General features: G+C 71.3%; 12 protein-coding genes. 3 read left to right on the top strand and 9 right to left on the bottom strand.

The features are described from left to right. Positions 1–24: 24 nt before the first annotated feature. Positions 25–2,196 carry an MMPL family transporter gene (locus ACFWPS_RS48940; RefSeq protein WP_383719533.1) on the bottom strand — a complete coding sequence of 724 codons (2,172 nt, stop codon included), beginning with the start codon at positions 2,194–2,196 and terminating at the stop codon, positions 25–27. Positions 2,197–2,487: 291 nt separating this feature from the next. Between ACFWPS_RS48940 and ACFWPS_RS48935 the strand changes: the two genes are divergently transcribed. Then, positions 2,488–3,879: a 2-oxoadipate dioxygenase/decarboxylase family protein gene (locus ACFWPS_RS48935; RefSeq protein ID WP_383719536.1), complete on the top strand. Its 1,392-nt coding sequence runs from the start codon at positions 2,488–2,490 to the stop codon at positions 3,877–3,879. A 24-nt stretch (positions 3,880–3,903) separates the two neighbouring features. Continuing rightward, on the top strand, positions 3,904–5,433 hold the full coding sequence (locus tag ACFWPS_RS48930; protein WP_383719530.1) for an aldehyde dehydrogenase family protein: 1,530 nt from the start codon (positions 3,904–3,906) through the stop codon (positions 5,431–5,433). 265 nt (positions 5,434–5,698) lie between these two features. Here the strand turns inward: ACFWPS_RS48930 and ACFWPS_RS48925 are convergent, their stop codons facing one another. From ACFWPS_RS48925 to ACFWPS_RS48900, 6 genes are read right to left on the bottom strand one after another with little or no spacing between them, the layout of a single operon-like run. Further along, entirely contained in the window at positions 5,699–7,552 is a 1,854-nt protein-coding gene (locus ACFWPS_RS48925) for a prolyl oligopeptidase family serine peptidase (protein ID WP_383719527.1), read from the bottom strand. Continuing rightward, a complete protein-coding gene (locus ACFWPS_RS48920) occupies positions 7,549–8,622 on the bottom strand; it encodes an ABC transporter ATP-binding protein (RefSeq protein WP_383719524.1) in 1,074 nt (357 codons plus the stop codon). The genes ACFWPS_RS48925 and ACFWPS_RS48920 overlap by 4 nt, the downstream gene beginning before the upstream one ends. Further along, entirely contained in the window at positions 8,619–9,629 is a 1,011-nt protein-coding gene (locus ACFWPS_RS48915) for an ABC transporter ATP-binding protein (protein WP_383719521.1), read from the bottom strand. The genes ACFWPS_RS48920 and ACFWPS_RS48915 overlap by 4 nt, the downstream gene beginning before the upstream one ends. Beyond that, complete coding sequence (locus ACFWPS_RS48910) at positions 9,629–10,540, bottom strand: ABC transporter permease (protein ID WP_383719518.1); 912 nt, start codon at positions 10,538–10,540, stop codon at positions 9,629–9,631. Before ACFWPS_RS48910 ends, ACFWPS_RS48915 begins: the two co-directional genes overlap by 1 nt. Further along, positions 10,537–11,505 carry an ABC transporter permease gene (locus ACFWPS_RS48905; protein WP_383719516.1) on the bottom strand — a complete coding sequence of 323 codons (969 nt, stop codon included), beginning with the start codon at positions 11,503–11,505 and terminating at the stop codon, positions 10,537–10,539. The genes ACFWPS_RS48910 and ACFWPS_RS48905 overlap by 4 nt, the downstream gene beginning before the upstream one ends. A gap of 31 nt (positions 11,506–11,536) precedes the next feature. Continuing rightward, a complete protein-coding gene (locus tag ACFWPS_RS48900; protein WP_383719514.1) occupies positions 11,537–13,249 on the bottom strand; it encodes an ABC transporter substrate-binding protein in 1,713 nt (570 codons plus the stop codon). 173 nt (positions 13,250–13,422) lie between these two features. Between ACFWPS_RS48900 and ACFWPS_RS48895 the strand changes: the two genes are divergently transcribed. Then, on the top strand, positions 13,423–14,154 hold the full coding sequence (locus ACFWPS_RS48895; protein WP_383719511.1) for a TetR/AcrR family transcriptional regulator: 732 nt from the start codon (positions 13,423–13,425) through the stop codon (positions 14,152–14,154). 14 nt (positions 14,155–14,168) lie between these two features. On the opposite strand, the gene ACFWPS_RS48890 is transcribed toward ACFWPS_RS48895, so the two are convergent. Further along, positions 14,169–15,287 carry a M20/M25/M40 family metallo-hydrolase gene (locus ACFWPS_RS48890; RefSeq protein WP_383719508.1) on the bottom strand — a complete coding sequence of 373 codons (1,119 nt, stop codon included), beginning with the start codon at positions 15,285–15,287 and terminating at the stop codon, positions 14,169–14,171. Between the two features lie 262 nt (positions 15,288–15,549). After that, on the bottom strand, positions 15,550–16,686 hold the full coding sequence (locus ACFWPS_RS48885; protein ID WP_383719505.1) for a PP2C family protein-serine/threonine phosphatase: 1,137 nt from the start codon (positions 16,684–16,686) through the stop codon (positions 15,550–15,552). Between the last annotated feature and the right edge of the window lie 295 nt (positions 16,687–16,981).

The following is a 16,981-nucleotide window of genomic DNA, read 5'->3' as shown; positions in this document are numbered from 1 at the left end:
CCTCGGTCGTTCTCTGTGCGGCCGCTAGCTGGTACGGCCCACCGGAGCGTTCCGGTCCTCCCCGGCCACCGGCGCGGCATCCCCGGGCCCCGTGCCCGCGGGCGGATCCGCTCGGTCGGCGTGGCCCGGCCACCAGGCGGCGTGGCCGATCAGCGCCGTGAGGCTCGGGGTGAAGAACATCGCCATGACGAAGGCGGCCACCGCGATGCCGAAGGAGACCGCGAAGCCCATCTCCGTGAGCAGCGAGTTCCCCGCCAGCATCATCGTGGCGAAGGTCGCCGCCAGGATGAAGCCCGCTGCGGCCACCGTGGGACCGGACTGGCGAAGCGCCATGCCGGCCGCCTCGCGCGGATCCCGGCCCTCCCGGGCCTCCTCGCGGAGCCGGGCGATCATGAGGATGTTGTAGTCCGTGCCGATGGCGACCACGAAGAGATACATGATCACCGGCAGCATGAACATCAGACCGGGCTTGTTCTGCGCCTCCTGGAAGATCCAGACCGTGGTGCCGAGCGTGGCCCCGAAGCCGAGCCCGACCGAGGCGATCAGGTACCAGGGCGCGACCACACTGCGCAGCAGCAGCCCCAGGATCACCATGATCAGCAGGGCGGCCACGGGGAACACCGTCCGGTAGTCGTGGTTGACCGCGGCGTCGATGTCCTTGTAGATCGAGGACATGCCGCCGACGAGCGCCTCGGTTCCCTCGGGCGCGTCCGCGTGCGCGACGTCACGCACCCGGCCCACGGCGTCTATGGCCTTGTCCGTGGACGCCTCGTACTTGAGGGTGACGGTGAAGTCCGCCGTGGTCCCGGCCTTGTTCACCTGGGCCATCCGGGCGCTCGCCACACCGTCCACGGCCCCGAGCTTCGACGCGTACGTGTCGAAGGAGGACGTGTCCAGCGCCTTGCCGTCGCTGCTGGAGAGGTAGACGTCGGTGGGCGCGGCGGCACCGGCCGAGTACGCGTTCTGCATCCGGTCCTGGACGACCATGGACTCCTTGGTCTTGGGCATCGAGCCCGACGCCAGGTCGAACGTGGCGTGGAAGCCCAGAGTGCCCAGTGACAGGACCACCAGCACGAGACCGGAGACCGCGGCCGTCAGCCCCGGGCGGCGCTGCACACCACGGCCCAGGGCCGCGAAACGGGCGTTGGCCGGTTCCTGCTGCCAGGACTTCGAGGGCCAGAACACCTTCGGGCCGATCAGCGACACGACGGCCGGGATCAGGGTCAGGCCCGCGACCAGGGTGACGGAGACCGCGATGGCCAGCGCCGGGCCCATCTGCTTCAGGAAGCCCAGCGTGGACAGCACCAGCGCGAGGAAGGCGATGATGACCGCGCCGGCCGCCGAGGCGATGGCCTCGCCGACCCGGGCGACCGCGTTGACCATGGCCTCCTTGGGTTCGTCACCCGCGCGCAGGCGTTCGCGGTACCGGAACATCAGGAACAGGAAGTAGTCCGTGCCCACGCCGAACAGCACGACGATCAGAATCGACGACACGGAACTGTTGGCCTGGAGGCCGAAGAGCTTGGTGGCGTAGGCGATGAGCCCGTTGGCGATCGCGGACACCACGCCGATCACGATCAGCGGCAGGAACGCCAGGATCGGCGCCCGGAAGATGATCAGCAGCGTCACCAGGATGATCACGAACGTGCCGATGCCGATCAGCGCCTCACCGCGCTTGGACGAGTCCTGCTGGTCGAGGGCCTGCGCGGCCGAACCACCCAGCCTGACCTCCAGGTTCGTGCCCTTGGCCAGTTGCCTGACGTCGTCCCGCAACACCTTGGCCGCGTCCGCCTGCACGGGCTGGCCGGCGTTCTTGCTGTCCATCTGCACCAGGATCAGGTCGTACCTGCCGTCCTTCGACGGCTGGCCGGGGACGACCTTCTGGACCTGGTCGATGTGCTTGCCGCCCAGTTCGGTGGCGAACCGGGAGACGTCCTTCTTGTCCTCGGCGGTGAGCTTGCCGCCGTCGGCGCGCTCGTACAGCGCGATCGCGGACGGGGTGAAGGCGCTGGGGAACGCCTTCGCCTGCAGATCGGCCGCTTTGATGGACTCGTAACTCTTGGGCAGGAAGCTGCTCTCGTCGCTGTTCGAGGGCAGGCTCGGGGCGGTGGCGACGATCGCCACCGCCGCGATCAGCCATGCCACGATCGTCCAGACTGGATGTCGGACGACGGCAGTGCCAATTCGTCGGAACATGCGGAAGGTCCTCCTGGGTAGGAAGATCACCGCAGCCCGGGGAGCGGACCCTGGCATCGGCGACCCCGACCGGCGCGCGTCCAACGAGCCGGTCGCATGGTTGTCTTGACGCCATATGTTAGGGATCACCTGTGAAGATCGGTCCACTGGGTTTTCCGCGCCGCGCGTATTTGAGCCTTTCCCGGCGCCCGCCGGCGGCCCTGTCATCTGTACGACGGCGGTCCGGTCGGCGACCATCGAAGACGTGATCGCGGCACCGTCGCCCGTCCCCGAAAGGGCCGAACCATGTCAATGATCGGTCAGTGGCAGCTGCGGGCCGCGTTCGCGGTGCGGCTGTCGGAGATGTACGGGCGGGAGGTGCCCGCCTACACGACGCTGGTGGACGTCTCCCGAGAGGTCAACGAGGACGTCCTGCGGGCCCGCGGAGCCGACGCCGAACGTCTCGGCTCCATCGGCAGGGTCACCGCCGAGCGGCACGGCGCCATCCGCGTCGGCACACCGCGCGAACTGCACCAGGTCGCCCGCGTCTTCGGCGCCCTCGGCATGCACCCGGTCGGCTTCTACGACCTGCGGGAGGCCGCGGCCAGCGCCGTCCCCGTCGTCTCCACCGCCTTCCGGCCGGTCGACGGCGGGGAACTCGCCCGCAACCCCTTCCGGGTGTTCACCTCCCTGCTCACCCCGGCCGACCCCCGCTTCTTCGACGACGGCCTGCGCGCCCGCCTGGAGACCTTCCTCACCGCCCGCGAGCTCTTCCCTCCGGAACTGCTCGCGCTGGCCGACCGCGCCGCTGCCGACCGCGAACTGCCGGCCGAGGACGCCGAACGCTTCCTCCGACTGGCCGTACAGGCCTTCGAGTTGTCGGCCGAACCGGTGGACCGGGCCTGGTACCGGACCCTGGAGCGGGTCTCCGCCGTCGCCGCCGACATCGGCGGCGTCCGCAGCACCCACATCAACCACCTCACGCCGCGCGTCCTGGACATCGACGAGCTGTACCGCCGGATGACCGTCCGCGGCATCGAGATGATCGACACCATCCAGGGCCCGCCGGCCTGGAAGGGCCCCGACGTCCTGCTGCGCCAGACCTCCTTCCGCGCCCTGGCCGAGCCCCGCGCGATGCGCACCGAGGACGGTAGCGTCGTCACCGGCGCCCTGCGGGTGCGCTTCGGCGAGGTCGAGGCCCGCGGCATCGCCCTCACCCGGGCGGGGCGTGCCCTGTACGACGAACTCCTCGGCCGCGTCGACGAGCAGGCGGCCCGGCACCCCGAGGCGGCCCGCGACGACATCGCGCGCGCCGTCTGGGAGCGGCATCTGCCCGGCAGCGAGGAGGAGCTGGCGGCCCGGGGACTGGCGTACTTCACCTACCGGCTCGCCGACCACCGGCCGCGCGACGGCCGCACACCGCCCACCGGTGTCGCCGAACTGGTGCGGCAGGGCTGGGTGCACGCCGAACCCGTCGTGTACGAGGACTTCCTGCCCCGCTCCGCCGCCGGCATCTTCCAGTCCAACCTCAGCGGCGAGGGCACCCGCGACAACGACCGGCAGGGCACCGCCTACGACGCCGACTGGCTCTCCGGCGCCCTCGGCCGCGAGGTCCTCGACCCCTTTGCCCTCTACGAGCAGCAGCAGAACCGCTCCCTCGCCCAGGTCGCCCGGGCCCTCGGCCTCACCGACTCCGTCCGCTGACCCCTCACCCCCTGGAGGACCAGGATGACCAGCACCGCGCTGCCCACCACGGACGAGCTGCGCGCCCGCGTCCGGGTCTGCCTGCGGAACATCGGCGCGGAGGTGGCCGAGGGCGAGGACCTCCCGGCCCGCACCCCCATCACCGGCGAGCACCTCTTCGGCCTGCGGGCGGCCACCGCAACCGACGTCGAGGAAGCCCTCACCGCCGCCCGCGCCACCTTCCTGACCTGGCGCACCACCCCCGCACCGCGCCGCGGTGACCTCGTGCGCCGCCTCGGGGAGCTGCTGCGCGAGCACAAGAGCGACCTGGCCGACCTGGTCACCGTCGAGGCGGGCAAGATCCGCTCCGAGGCGCTCGGCGAGGTCCAGGAGATGATCGACATCTGCGACTTCGCGGTCGGCCTGTCCCGCCAGCTGTACGGCCGTACGATCGCCTCCGAACGCCCCGGCCACCGCCTGGCCGAGACCTGGCACCCGCTCGGCGTGGTCGGCGTCGTCTCCGCCTTCAACTTCCCCGTCGCCGTCTGGTCCTGGAACACCGCCATCGCCCTGGTCTGCGGCGACACCGTGGTCTGGAAGCCCTCGGAACTCACCCCGCTGACCGCCCTGGCCTGCCACCACCTGCTCGCCCGGGCCGCCGAGGAGACCGGCGCCCCGCGCGACGTACACCGTCTGCTGCTCGGTGACCGCGCCGTCGGCGAGCAGCTCGTCGACGACCCCCGGGTGGCCCTGGTCAGCGCCACCGGCTCCACCCGCATGGGCCGCGAGGTCGGTCCCCGCGTCGCCGCCCGCTTCGGCCGCAGCCTGCTGGAGCTCGGCGGCAACAACGCCGCGATCGTCGCCCCCTCCGCCGACCTCGACCTCGCCGTCCAGGGCATCGTCTTCGCCGCGGCCGGCACGGCCGGCCAGCGCTGCACCACACTCCGCCGGCTCATCGTCCACCGCGACATCGCCGACACCCTCGTCGAGCGCCTGACCGCCGTCTACGGAAAGCTCCCCGTCGGCAACCCGTTCGACGCCACGACACTGGTCGGCCCGCTCATCACCACCGCCGCACTGGACCGCATGCACGATGCACTCACCCGTGTCCAGGCCGACGGCGGCAAACTCCTCGCCGGCGGCCACCGCCGCCTGGCCGAGTCGGCACCCGCGGCGGCCTACACCGAGCCCGCCCTGGTCCGCGTCGGCGAACAGACCGACGTCGTACGGGAGGAGACCTTCGCACCGATCCTGTACGTCCTCGGCTACGACACCCTCGACGAGGCGATCGCACTCCACAACGACGTCCCGCAGGGCCTGTCGTCCAGCATCTTCACCCGCGACCAGCGGGAGGCCGAGGTCTTCCTGTCCGCCGCCGGCTCCGACTGCGGCATCGCCAACGTCAACATCGGCACCTCGGGAGCCGAGATCGGCGGCGCCTTCGGCGGCGAGAAGGACACCGGCGGCGGCCGCGAGTCCGGCTCCGACGCCTGGAAGGCGTACATGCGCTCCGCCACCAACACGATCAACTACTCCGGCGAACTCACTCTGGCCCAGGGCGTCAGCTTCCTCTGATCACGGATCAGGGTCCCTCCCGGAAGCGGGCAGCCGGTTCGCTGCGGGAGCGGTGGCCGGGCACGACCGGGGCGGGCGGGCCGCCCACCGGCTGGCGCTCGACCATCCGTGGGCGGTCTCCGCGCCGGCGGTCCCGGACATCGTGCCGACCCGGCACGCCTGCCCGCACGCCGACGCCGACCTCGGTCGCGGCGGAGACCCCCGACCACCTCCGGTCCCTCCGGCGCGGCGGAGACCCCCACCATCTCCGGTCCCTCCTCGCGGCTCACAACAGGCCCTGACTCCAAGGGCGTTGGCGCAGGGCTGCATGGACCAGGGCGAGCATCCTGGACTGCTCGCCCAGCGCCTTGGCCCGCCCGGTCGTCTCGTGACCGCCGCTGTACCAGTCGACGGCCACGTCCCCGCCCGCCGCGCGCAGCGCTTCCTCGTACCGGCGTACCTGCCTGGGCGCGGTACGGGTGTCGTGCGTGCCCTGGTTGATCCAGACCGGCGCGACGACATCGGCCACGTAGGTGATGGGCGACGCCCGCACGAAGCGTTCCAGGTCGTCATCCGGCTTCGCGCGGAAGAAGGACGACCAGGCCGCGCGCAGTGCCGGGTTCATGTCCTCGTACCCCGTCAGCCAGTCCGCCATCGGCACGTGCGCCAGCGCGCCGGCGAACAGTCCGGGCAGTCGTCCCACGGACAGCAGCGACAGGAAACCGCCGTACGAGGCGCCCGTGACGAACACCTTGTCCGGATCGGCCACGCCCTCGGCGACCAGCCATCGCACCGCCGCCTCGATGTCCTCCAGCTCCCGGTCGCCGATCGCCGGCATGAACCCCTCGCGGAAGCGCCGCCCGAAGGTGACCGAACCCCGGTAGTTCAGCGAGGCGAAGGCCACGCCGTTGTCCAGCCAGGCCTGGGCGGCGGGGTCGTAACGGTCGACCGTCACCAGGTTGGGGCCGCCGTGCAGATGCAGGACCAGGGGGACGGGGCCCTTGGCGCCGCGCGGCCGGGCCCACCACAGCTGGGCGTGCGTGCCGTCCGCCGAGCGGACCATGGTCGACGTGCACCGCACGCCGCCCAGGTCGAGCTGCGGGAAGAGCCTGGGGACGGGCGCGGAGTCCGGGCCGTCGGCGTGCAGCACGCGCAGGGGGGAGTCGAAGCGCTGGTGGAGAAGGCGCAGGGTGCGTCCGGGACCGTAGTGCGAGGCCCACTGGTGGCAGTGCGCGTCCGCCACGTCCGGCTCGAAGTACGCGCCCGGCGGTTGGTCGAGCAGCCGGAGCGCGCCCGACTCCAGGTCGGCCTCCATCACCCGGTGGATCCCGCCGTCCACGTGCACGGCCAGGATCCGGGTGGCGTCCTCGGACCAGTCCAGCGCGACCAGGTCACCCCGTACGTGCGGTGCCTCGATGTCGATGCGGGTGCCGCGGGTGGGATGCCAGACGCTGGGACGGGCGAACCCGGAGCGCTCGGTGGACACCAGCACCCGGTCGTCGCCCGGGACGGGGGAGAACCGCACACCGCGCACGGGCGCCTCGGGACCGTCGCTCAGGCAGTCGAGCACCTTGCCGGTGGCGGTGTCGACGACGGTGACCGCGAATCTGCGGACGCCCGGATTGTGGTCGGTGGTGTCGACACAGGCACGGGTGCCGTCGGCCGACACCAGGCCGTTCCATGCCTCGTGCGGCGACCGGAACAGCGGCTCGGGGCCCGCTGAACCGTCCGTTCGCAGCAGCCACAGGCTGAAGCCGTCCTCCGCCGCACAGGTGATCACGGCCCGGTCCGCCCGCCCCGCCACGTCGATGCCGCGCAGGGTGTAGAGCGGCAGGTCCGGTGTGAGGTCGCGGCTGCCGCCGCCGTCCAGGTCTGTCGCGTGCACATGGCCGACCTCGTCGCCGTTGTCGTCGTGCAGAGCCAGAATCTGCTCGCCGTCGGAGGACAGCACCGCCTGCGCGAGGTCGCCCGAGGTCACCTCACTCAGCGGCCGGACCGTGTCGCGCCCGGCGTCCCACAGCGACAGCCGGGGACCGTCCTCGCTCTCCACGACGATCAGGGACCGGTCGCCCGGGCCGCGCCCGCGCCGGACCGCGAGGGGGCGTTCGGCGGTGAAGAACCGCTGCCAGTTCGTCGTCATGGTGTGGTGACCTCCTTGGGTTCGCCCTGGGGCGCCGGGGGCGGGGCATCGGGAAAATGGCAGGCGGCGAGGTGCCCTCCAGACCCTTCAGGTCCATGAGGCCCTCCGTGCCCTCCGCCCTGCTCGGCGAGGGCGGGCGCGGTCTCGGCGCACACGTCCCGCGCCTTCCAGCAGCGGGTGCGGAACCTGCAGCCGGACGGCGGGGCCAGCGGGCTGGGCAGATCGCCGTCCAGGACGATCCGCCGGCGCGCCCGCTGGACGCGCGGGTCGGGGATGGGCACGGCCGACAGCAGGGCCTGGGTGTAGGGATGGCGCGGCTGGGTGAACAGCGTGTCCACGGGCCCCTGTTCGACGATCCGCCCGAGGTACATGACCGCGACCCGGTCGCTGATCTGCCGGACCACCGACAGGTCGTGGGCGACGAACAGATAGGTGAGGCCCAGCTCCTGCTGGAGGTCCTCCAGCAGGTTGATCACCCCGGCCTGCACACTGACGTCCAGCGCGCTGACCGGTTCGTCGAGGACCAGCACCTCCGGTTCGACGGCGAGCGCGCGGGCGATGCCGATGCGCTGTCGCTGGCCGCCCGAGAACTGGTGCGGATGGCGGTGGGCGTGGGCGGGGTCCAGGCCGACCAGCTCAAGGAGTTCCCGCACCCGTTCGTTCTCCCGGCCCCGGTGCAGACCGTGGATGCGCAGCGGCTCGGCGAGCGCCGCGTGCACGGTGAGCCGCGGGTTGAGGGAGGCGTACGGGTCCTGGAACACGAACTGGATACGACGGCGTACGGCCGCCAGCTCCCGTCGCCCGGCCGCCGTCACGTCCGTGTCGAACAGCATGATCCGGCCGGCTGCCGGGTCGGTCAGCCGGACCAGGCAGCGCCCCAGGGTGCTCTTGCCGCAGCCGGTCTCCCCGACCAGGCCCAGGGTCGTGCCGCGCGGGATGACCAGATCCACCCCGGAGACGGCCCGCACGGTCTGCGCGCGCCGGCCCCGCCGACCGGTGGTGTACTCGGCCACCAGCCCCTCGACGGTCAGTGCCGGCCGCCCCTCGACGGTCAGTGCCGGTGCTGTCATGGCGTCACGCTCGCGATCTCGTGCGCCCGCACACAGGCCGCGGTGTGGTCTGCGCCGACCGCGACCGGCCGGGGGTCCTCGGCGCACCGTTCGTCGGCGTGCGGGCAGCGGTTCTGGAAGGGGCAGCCCGGGGGCCGTTCTGCGGGGGAGGGCGGCTGCCCGGCGATCTGCGCGAGCCGCCGGGTGCTGCGGTCGATCCTCGGCAGCGCGGCGAGCAGGCCACGCGTGTAGGGGTGGGCCGGTTCGTAGAAGAGGGGCTCCACCGGGGCCTCCTCCATCTTCCGCCCGCAGTACAGGACCAGGACCCGGTCGGCGAGGCCGGCCACCACGCCCAGGTCGTGGGTGATCAGCAGGATCGCGGACTTCGTACGGTCCTGGACGCGCGCCAGGACGTCGAGGACCTGGGCCTGGACGGTCACGTCCAGAGCGGTCGTCGGCTCGTCGGCGATGAGGACGTCCGGTTCGTTGGCGATACCGGTGGCGATCATCACGCGCTGGCGCATGCCGCCCGACAGCTCGTGCGGGTACTGGCCGGTCCGGGTCCTGGGGTCGGGGATGCCGACCAGGTCGAGCAGTTCGACGGCCCGGTCCCGCAGGGCGGCGCGGGAGACGGACGGGTTGTGCACGCTCACCGCCTCGGCCAGCTGGGCGCCCACCGTCATCATCGGGTTCAGCGCTGCCAGCGCGTCCTGGAAGACCATGGCGATGCGCCGGCCGCGTACGGCGCGCAGCTCCCGGTCGGACAGGTTCAGCAGTTCCTGCCCGCGCAACCGCACCGAGCCCGCGGCCACGGCGTTGCGCGGCAGCAGCCCCATCACCGCCAGCGAGGCGGCGCTCTTTCCGGAGCCCGACTCGCCGACGATGGACAGGGTCTCCCCGGCGTGCAGGTCGAAGGAGAGCCGGTCGAGGGCGGCCACGGGACCGGCGTCGGTGCGGTAGGTGACGCTCAGGTCGCGGACGGACAGCAGCGGGGCCGCCCCGGCGGTCTCTTTGTCGGCGTCGTGCATCACTGCCTGCCTTGGGGGTCGAGCGCGTCGCTCAGCCCGTCGCCGAGGAAGTTCACGGCGAGCACGGTGACGAGGATCGCCAGGCCGGGGACGTACAGGAGATAGGACTGGGAGGTGCCGATCAGCCCGGCGGCCTGGGTGAGCATGTTGCCCCAGCTCGACTTGGGCGGCTGGACGCCGTAGCCGAGGAAGCTGACGGTGGATTCGAGGATGATCGCCGTGGCCACCGACAGGGACACGTTGACCACGATCAGGCCCGTCAGATTGGGCAGCAGGTGCCGTACGACGATCCGCGGGCCGGAGGCGCCGATGACCCGGGCCGCCTCCACGAACTCCTGGTGGCGCAGCTGGATCACCCGGGACCGGACGACCCGGGCGATCAGGGTCCAGCCCAGGCTGCTCAGCACCACGACGATGGTCAGAGGGGAGGGACCGAGGCCCTGCAGGGACACTGCGAGGACCGCGACCGGGGGCACGATCAGGAACAGGTCGGCCACCCGCATGATCACCTCGTCGGGCCAGCCGCCGAGGTACCCGGCCACCGCGCCGGCCGCCGTCCCCACCAGGGTCGCCAGCAGGGCGACGCCCAGGCCGATCGCCAGGGAGAGCTGCCCTGCGTAGAGCATCTCGCTGAGGTAGTCGCGGCCGAGGGAGTCGGTGCCCAGCCAGTGGGTGCCGGACGGCGGCTGGGAGGCCGCCAGGAGGTTCTGCGCGTTGCGCGGGTAGGGCGCGATCCAGGCGGCGCCGAAGCAGCAGACCGCCAGCAGGACCAGCACGACCAGCGAGGCGACCGCGAGCCGGTGGCGCAGGAAGCGGGACAGGACGACACGGGAGGTCCGCGGGTCGCCGGGCGGTCCGGACCCGGGCGGCGGGGGTGGCGGGGGCGCCGGGAGGGCGGTGGGCTGGGTCATCGCAGGGCCACCCGGGGGTCGAGGAGGGCGTAGGACAGGTCGGCCAGCAGGTTGAAGAGGATGACGGCGACGGCCACGGCGAACATCCAGGGCAGCAGGACGAAGACGTCTCCGGTCTCCAGGGAGGCGAGGAACAGCTTGCCCATGCCGGGGATCGAGTAGATCTGCTCGGTCACCACCAGCCCGCCGACCAGGGCGGCCGCGTCCATGGCGACGACGGTGACGAACGGCGCGAGCGCGTTGCGCAGGGCGTGCCGCAGCAGGATGCGGCGGCGGGGGACACCCTTGGCCCGTGCGGTGCGGACGTAGTCGCTGGACAGGGCCTCCAGGAGGGTGGCCCGTCCGAACCGCGACCAGGAGGCGACGAGTCCGACGGTGAGCGTGGCCACGGGCAGCACCAGATGGCGCAGGTAGTCCAGGTCGAGTCCGCTGTGGCCGACGGAGTGCAGTCCGACGAAGTACAGCGGGGGGTCCGAAAGACCGAACTGCTGCTTGGGCCAGACGGCGAGCACCTGGATGAGGACCAGGCCGAACCAGAACGCCGGCATGGCGACGCCGAGGTAGGACAGGCCCGTCAGGAGGTGGTCGCCCGCGGTGTACTGGCGGGCCGCCGAGTACAGCCCGATCGCCAGCGCCAGGACGACGGCGAGGGCGACGCCCCACAGGATCAGCTGGAGCGTGGTGCCGAGGGCGTCGCCGACCATCGGCAGCACGGCTCCGCCGGTCCGGGTGCTGATGCCCCAGTCGCCCCGCACGAAGCCCTTGACCCACAGCAGGTACTGCTCGGGGAGGCTCCGGTCGAGCCCGAGGCGGACCGTCTCCCGGTGCAGGGCGGTGGGGTCGACCGACTGGCGCAGTTTCGCCAGCGGGTCGAAGGTCGCCCGCACCGCCCAGAACAGGATGAACGAGGCGACGCAGACCACGGGCACGGAGGCCAGCAGGCGGCGCAGGACGTATCGGGTCATGGCAGGCCCCTGTGGGGTGAGCGGATCGGTGTCACTTCGCCAGGCCCCATTCCTCGAGGTTCCACCAGGGGCCTTCCACCGGGTTGATGGAGAGGGGTCCGCCGACGCGTGCGCCGGTGACCAGGATGTTCGGGACAGCGGCCAGCGGGAGCGAGGGGACGTCGTCGGCGATGAGTTTCTCCGCCTTGTGCGAGTCCGCGATCCGGGCGGTGTCGTCCAGTCCGGTGTCCACCCGCTCCAGGACCGGGTCCAGGCCGGGGATGCGGATGCGCATGAAGTTGATGCCGGACTGGCCGTTGGCGGCGCTCGGGATGGCCGTGCTGCTGAAGGTGGCGGACAGGGTCGGGTTGGGGAACGCGTCGGTGAGGTTCCACAGACCCACCTGGAAGTCACCGGCCGGGGCGAGCTTGCCGAAGATGTCCGCGGGCGTGGAGTTCTTGATCGTCACCCGGAACCCGGCCTTGGCGAGCTGGGCCTGGAGTATCTGTTCGGTCAGCTCGCGGCTCTGGTTGCCGGAGAGGGAGGTGACGGTGAACGCGGCCTCCTTGCCGTTCTTCGCCCAGTACCCGCTCCCGTTCTTCGTCCACCCGTCCGCCTTCATCAGCTGCGCCGCCTTGGCCGCGTCGGGCTTGTAGTCGGAGAAGTCCGTGGACGCGTAACGGGAGACCAGCGGCGACAGGAAGCTCTGCGCGGGGCTGGTCACGCCGTAGGAGCCGAACAGGCGCTTGACGATGGCCTCGCGGTCGACCGAGTAGGCGAAGGCCTTGCGCACGGCGGCCGAGTCGAAGGGGAATTTGGCGTTGTTGAGCCACAGGGCCTGGAGGTTGCCGGTCTGTGCCTGCACCTGCATGCGGGCCGCGCTGCCCAGGGTCTTGATCTGGTCGACCGTGGTGAGCTGCGGGGTGGGGTAGAGGGCGTCGAACGTCCCGCCGGCGAAGGCCTGGACCGCCGCCGAGGTGTCCGAGGCGAACTGGAAGGTGACCTTGTCCAGGTGCGGTCTGGGGCCCCAGTAGCGGTCGTTGGGGACGAGGGTGACGGAGACCCCCTTCTTCCAGGACGCGATCTTCCAGGGGCCGCCGCTGAAGGTGTAGCCGTCCTTCATGACGGCGTCCCGGTCCTTGCCCTGGAGGAGATGGGAGGGCAGCACCCCGTAGCCGGCGCCGAAGAGCTGCTTCCAGTTGCCGTAAGGGGACTTGAGGGTGACGACGGCGGTGGTGGCGTCGGGGGTGGTGATCGACGCGATGCGGTCGTAGCCGCTCTTGTCGAAGATCGCCTTGCCGTCGCGGACCTGGAGGGCGGTGTACCTCAGGTCGGCGGAGGTGATCGGCTTTCCGTCGGACCAGACGGCCTTCGGGTTGAGCCGGTAGGTGATCTCCTGCTGCTTCCCGACCACTTTCGTGGTCGGCTCGGACGCCATCAGGTTCGAGGGGACCGGTGTCCAGTTCCCGCCCTTGAGGCGGACGTCGAAGACCTGCGGGACGGTCTCGGTCTGCATCATGTACGTGCCCCAGATGGAGGCGCCGCAGGTGTCGATCCAGTCGGCGCAGTCGGGTTCCTGCTCGGCCCCGATGACCAGGCTGCCACCCTGCCTGACCGGCAGGTTCGTGCCGGAGTCCGACTGGGGGGAGGCAGCCCCGGAGGTACATGCGGTGGCGGTCAGCGCCAGTGCGGTGAGGAGCGCGCCGGCCGCGGGGAGTCTGGCCGGGAACCGGCCCTGAACGGTCGCTGTGAGCGGTTGAGGCATGGCTGGAAACCTTCCGTGGCGAAGCCGTGGGCTCATCGTAGGGAGCCGCACAAGACTTAGCAATGGAGCTAGGCTAGTAACTATGCGTTTGCATTGCCTAGGTGTGTGGATAACGTTTTGGTGCAGGCGATAGGGTCGCGACGGCGGCCCGGAAGCCGAGGGAAGGGAAGAGCATGAGTGGTGTGCGCGCGGGCGACGGCAAGGGTGTCCCGGCGAGCGGGGCCGGGGGCCGGCGGCGGCTGGCGAGGGACACGCTGAGCCGGCGGGTGATCCTGGACGCGGCGGAGAAGGTCGCCACCCGGGACGGTCTGGAGGCGTTCACCTTCCAGGCCCTCGCCAAGGAGCTGCACGCCCACCCGACCTCGCTCTACCGGCACTTCCGCGACAAGGACGAGCTGATCCTGGAGCTCATCGACGACCTCCGGGCGCGCTCCTACGGCGGACAGCTCAAGGCCACCGACTCCTGGCGCGACGACCTGCGTGCGCAGGCCCGGCACATCCACGAGCACTACATGCGGTATCCCGTGTTCGCCTGGCAGATGGCGGCACGTACGACGCGTCGGCCCACCGAGTTCGCCAACGTGGAGTTCGCCCTCGACTGCCTGCAGCGGGCCGGACTCGACGACGAGGAGGCGGTGATGTTCGTCCGGGTCTTCGGGAACGTCATCCGCTCGCTGTCCGCCATGGAGGCCGGGCTCCAGGCCCTCGACCCCGACTCCCGCGACCGGGACGCCCTGGCCTGGGAGCTGGAGTACCGCCGCCTTCCGGCGGACACCTACCCGCGGATCGCCGGTCTGACGGCCCCGCTGGCGGCGATCGGCGATCCCAAGATCTTCGACCATGCGATCGACATGCTGCTGGACTCGGTGGAGGCCAGGGTGCGGGACAGGGCGACGGAGGCGTAGCCGGGGCCCCGATGTCAGGGCGCCCGATCGGCGAGGAGCCCGGCGACGAGGGCCGCGCGGTCCCGGACGGAGGTGAGGTCCACCCACTCGTGGCGGGCATGTGCGCCACCGCCGTCCGGGCCCAGGCCGTCCAGGGTGGGCACCCCCAGACTCGCGGTGATGTTGCCGTCCGAGCCGCCGCCCACACTGGTCTCGGTGACCGGGGCGAGCCCCAGCCGCTCGGCGACCGCCCGGGCGGAGTGCAGCAGGCCGACGGACATCCCGCGTTCCAGCGGGCCGCGGTTGACGCTGCCCTGGAAGGCGAGTTCGGCGCCGGGCTCCCGCGCGCGCAGTGCCCGCAGTTCCCGTTCCACCCGTTCCAGTTCCGCGTGTTCCCAGGCCCGCACGTCGACGTCGACGAACGCCTGCTCCGGCACGGTGTTGGTGGTGGTGCCGGCGCTGCCCACCGTGGGGGTGACGGTGGTCCCGCGGTCGTGGTCGGCCAGATCGCTGATCGTCAGCACCTGATGGGCCAGCTCGATCAGCGCGTTGACGCCGTTGTGCGGTTCGAGGCCGGCGTGCGCGGCCCGGCCGCTGACGCCGAGGCGGTACTGCGCGACGCCCTTGCGCGCGGTCTTGAGCGCGCCGCCCTCGCTGGGTTCGAGCACCAGGACCGCGCCGCAGGCCGCCGCGGCCTCCTCGACGAGGGCGCGTGAGGTGGTCGACCCCCGCTCCTCGTCACCGGACACCACCATGCTGACGTGGGAGACGTCCCCCGCCAGCGCGAGTGCCTCGAAGGCGAGGACGAGGCCGGCCTTCATGTCGAAGACCCCGGGGCCGGTCGCGCGTGTTCCCGTCACGGCGAAGGGGATCTCCGCCAGGGTGCCGAGCGGCCACACCGTGTCGGCGTGCCCGAGCAGCAGGACCCGGCGGCTCTTCGGCACGGCGGGATCCGCGCCGCGCCAGTACAGGTGCGGCACCCCGCCGGAGACGACCCGTCGCGGGCGGCCCAGTACGGTGCCCGCCCAGGTTTCGAGCAGGTCGTAGGCGTCGTTCAGCCCTCGGTCCCCACCCGACGGCGTCTCGATGCCCACCAGTTGCCCCAGTCGCCGGGTGAAGCGCTCGGGGGGCGTGAAGCCGGAACTGAAGGACAAGACAGCTCCCTTCCGATCGATGACGGTCCCGCCGGCCGTGGGCCGCCGGGGATCCGGGATTCCGGGAGCATCACCATGCTCGTAGTCTAGTAGATAGTCAATATGCGTTGCTATCTTGGATGAGGAGCGTGATGGCGAACGACTTGTCGGGAGGTACGACCGTGCTGCGACGGCTGGAGTTCGTGAAACCCGGCACCCTGCGCAATGTCGAGGTCCCGGCACCGGTGGTACGGGAGCTGCGTCACCACTCCCTCCGCAGGCCTCACGGCGGTGGCTCGCCGGACTCCCCGGTGACCGCGTCGTCCTGGTCGGCCCCGGCCGCCTCGGCCGCTCCCTCGGGCAGCAGGAAGGCGGTGAGGGCGGCCGTGTCGTCCTGCAGCTGGTCGTGGCTGTAGGCCAGCAGGTCCTGGTGGAGTCGTTCCAGCAGCTCCGGCGGCGGCATGGGGCCCCATGAACGCAGCCGCTGGAGCAGGGGGTAGAAGGAGCCGGCCGGGTCCCGGGTCTCCGTGACGCCGTCCGTGTACAGCAGCAGCTGGTCGCCGGGTCCGAAGGGGTAGACCTCGACGCGGTAGGGATCCCCGACGAGCATGCCGAGGTTCAGCGGTGGCCCCGACTGCCCCCGGTCCAGTTCGCGCACCTCGCCGGGGCGGATGAGCAGCGGCGGAGGGTGGCCGCAGTTGACGATGCGGACGATCCTCTCGTCCTCGGGGACCTCGGCGAAGACGGCCGTGACGAAGCGCTCGCCGAGCTCGGTCCCGCCCAGCCGGTCGGCCCGCCGCGTCATGCTGATGTCCACCCGCTCCACCAGGGCACGCAGGTCCGGTTCGTCGGGCGCGGCCTCGCGGAACGCGCCCAGCATCGCAGCAGCCGTCTCCACCGCGAGCAGCCCCTTGCCGCGCACGTCACCGATGAGCAGCCGTACCCCGTACGCGGTGGGGACGGCCTCGTAGAGGTCGCCGCCGATGCGTGCCTCCGCGGCGGCGGACAGGTAGAAGCTCTCCAGCAGCAGGTTCCGGATCCGGTGCGGGACCGGTCTGAGCAGGACGCGTTGCGCGATCTCGGCCACGAACCGGACGTCGGCCAGGGTGCGTTCCCGGCGGGTCCGGTGTGCCGCCAGGATCGCGCCCAGAGCGCCCACCAGGGCCGTACACGCGTACGCGGCCACATAGTGGCGTTCCCAGAGGTAGCCGACGGAGCGCCCTGCGCAGCACGGGGTTCCGGCCAGTAAAAGTTCGAGGCCGATGGCGAAGACGGTGGCGCCGGCGACGATGACCGGCGGATGCGCGAAGGCGGTCACCAGGGGCAGCGCGATCAGTGCGAAGCTCACCGGCCACTCCACGGGGGTGATCGGTTCGAGCAGCAGCACTCCGGCGACGTACAGGACGGGAAGCCAGCGCATCCACGCGGGGGGAGCGGGGGGTGCGGGCAGTGATGGGTTGTGACCGTCGTGCCTCACCCGGGACTCCTGGCATACGAATCTAGACAAGACACCCAGCCTCCCGGGCCGTTGCCCGGAACACCGGTGATTGCTCCACCCAGCGGCATGTTCCGGCGCCCGCAGAAGCGTTCGTATCAAGTGTCGAAACATTCGGGATTTTCCTGTCGAGAAAATGGATCTTATCTCCGCTTCCCTCCGGTCGATTCGATCTCGGATTCACCCATTGAGTGTTCGAACTGGGGAGATGACTGATCGA

It is taken from the genome of Streptomyces sp. NPDC058457, from assembly GCF_042720695.1.
Taxonomy (GTDB): domain Bacteria; phylum Actinomycetota; class Actinomycetes; order Streptomycetales; family Streptomycetaceae; genus Streptomyces.
Note: the sequence above shows the minus strand (reverse complement) of the source record. Positions and strands in the feature narration are given on the sequence as shown.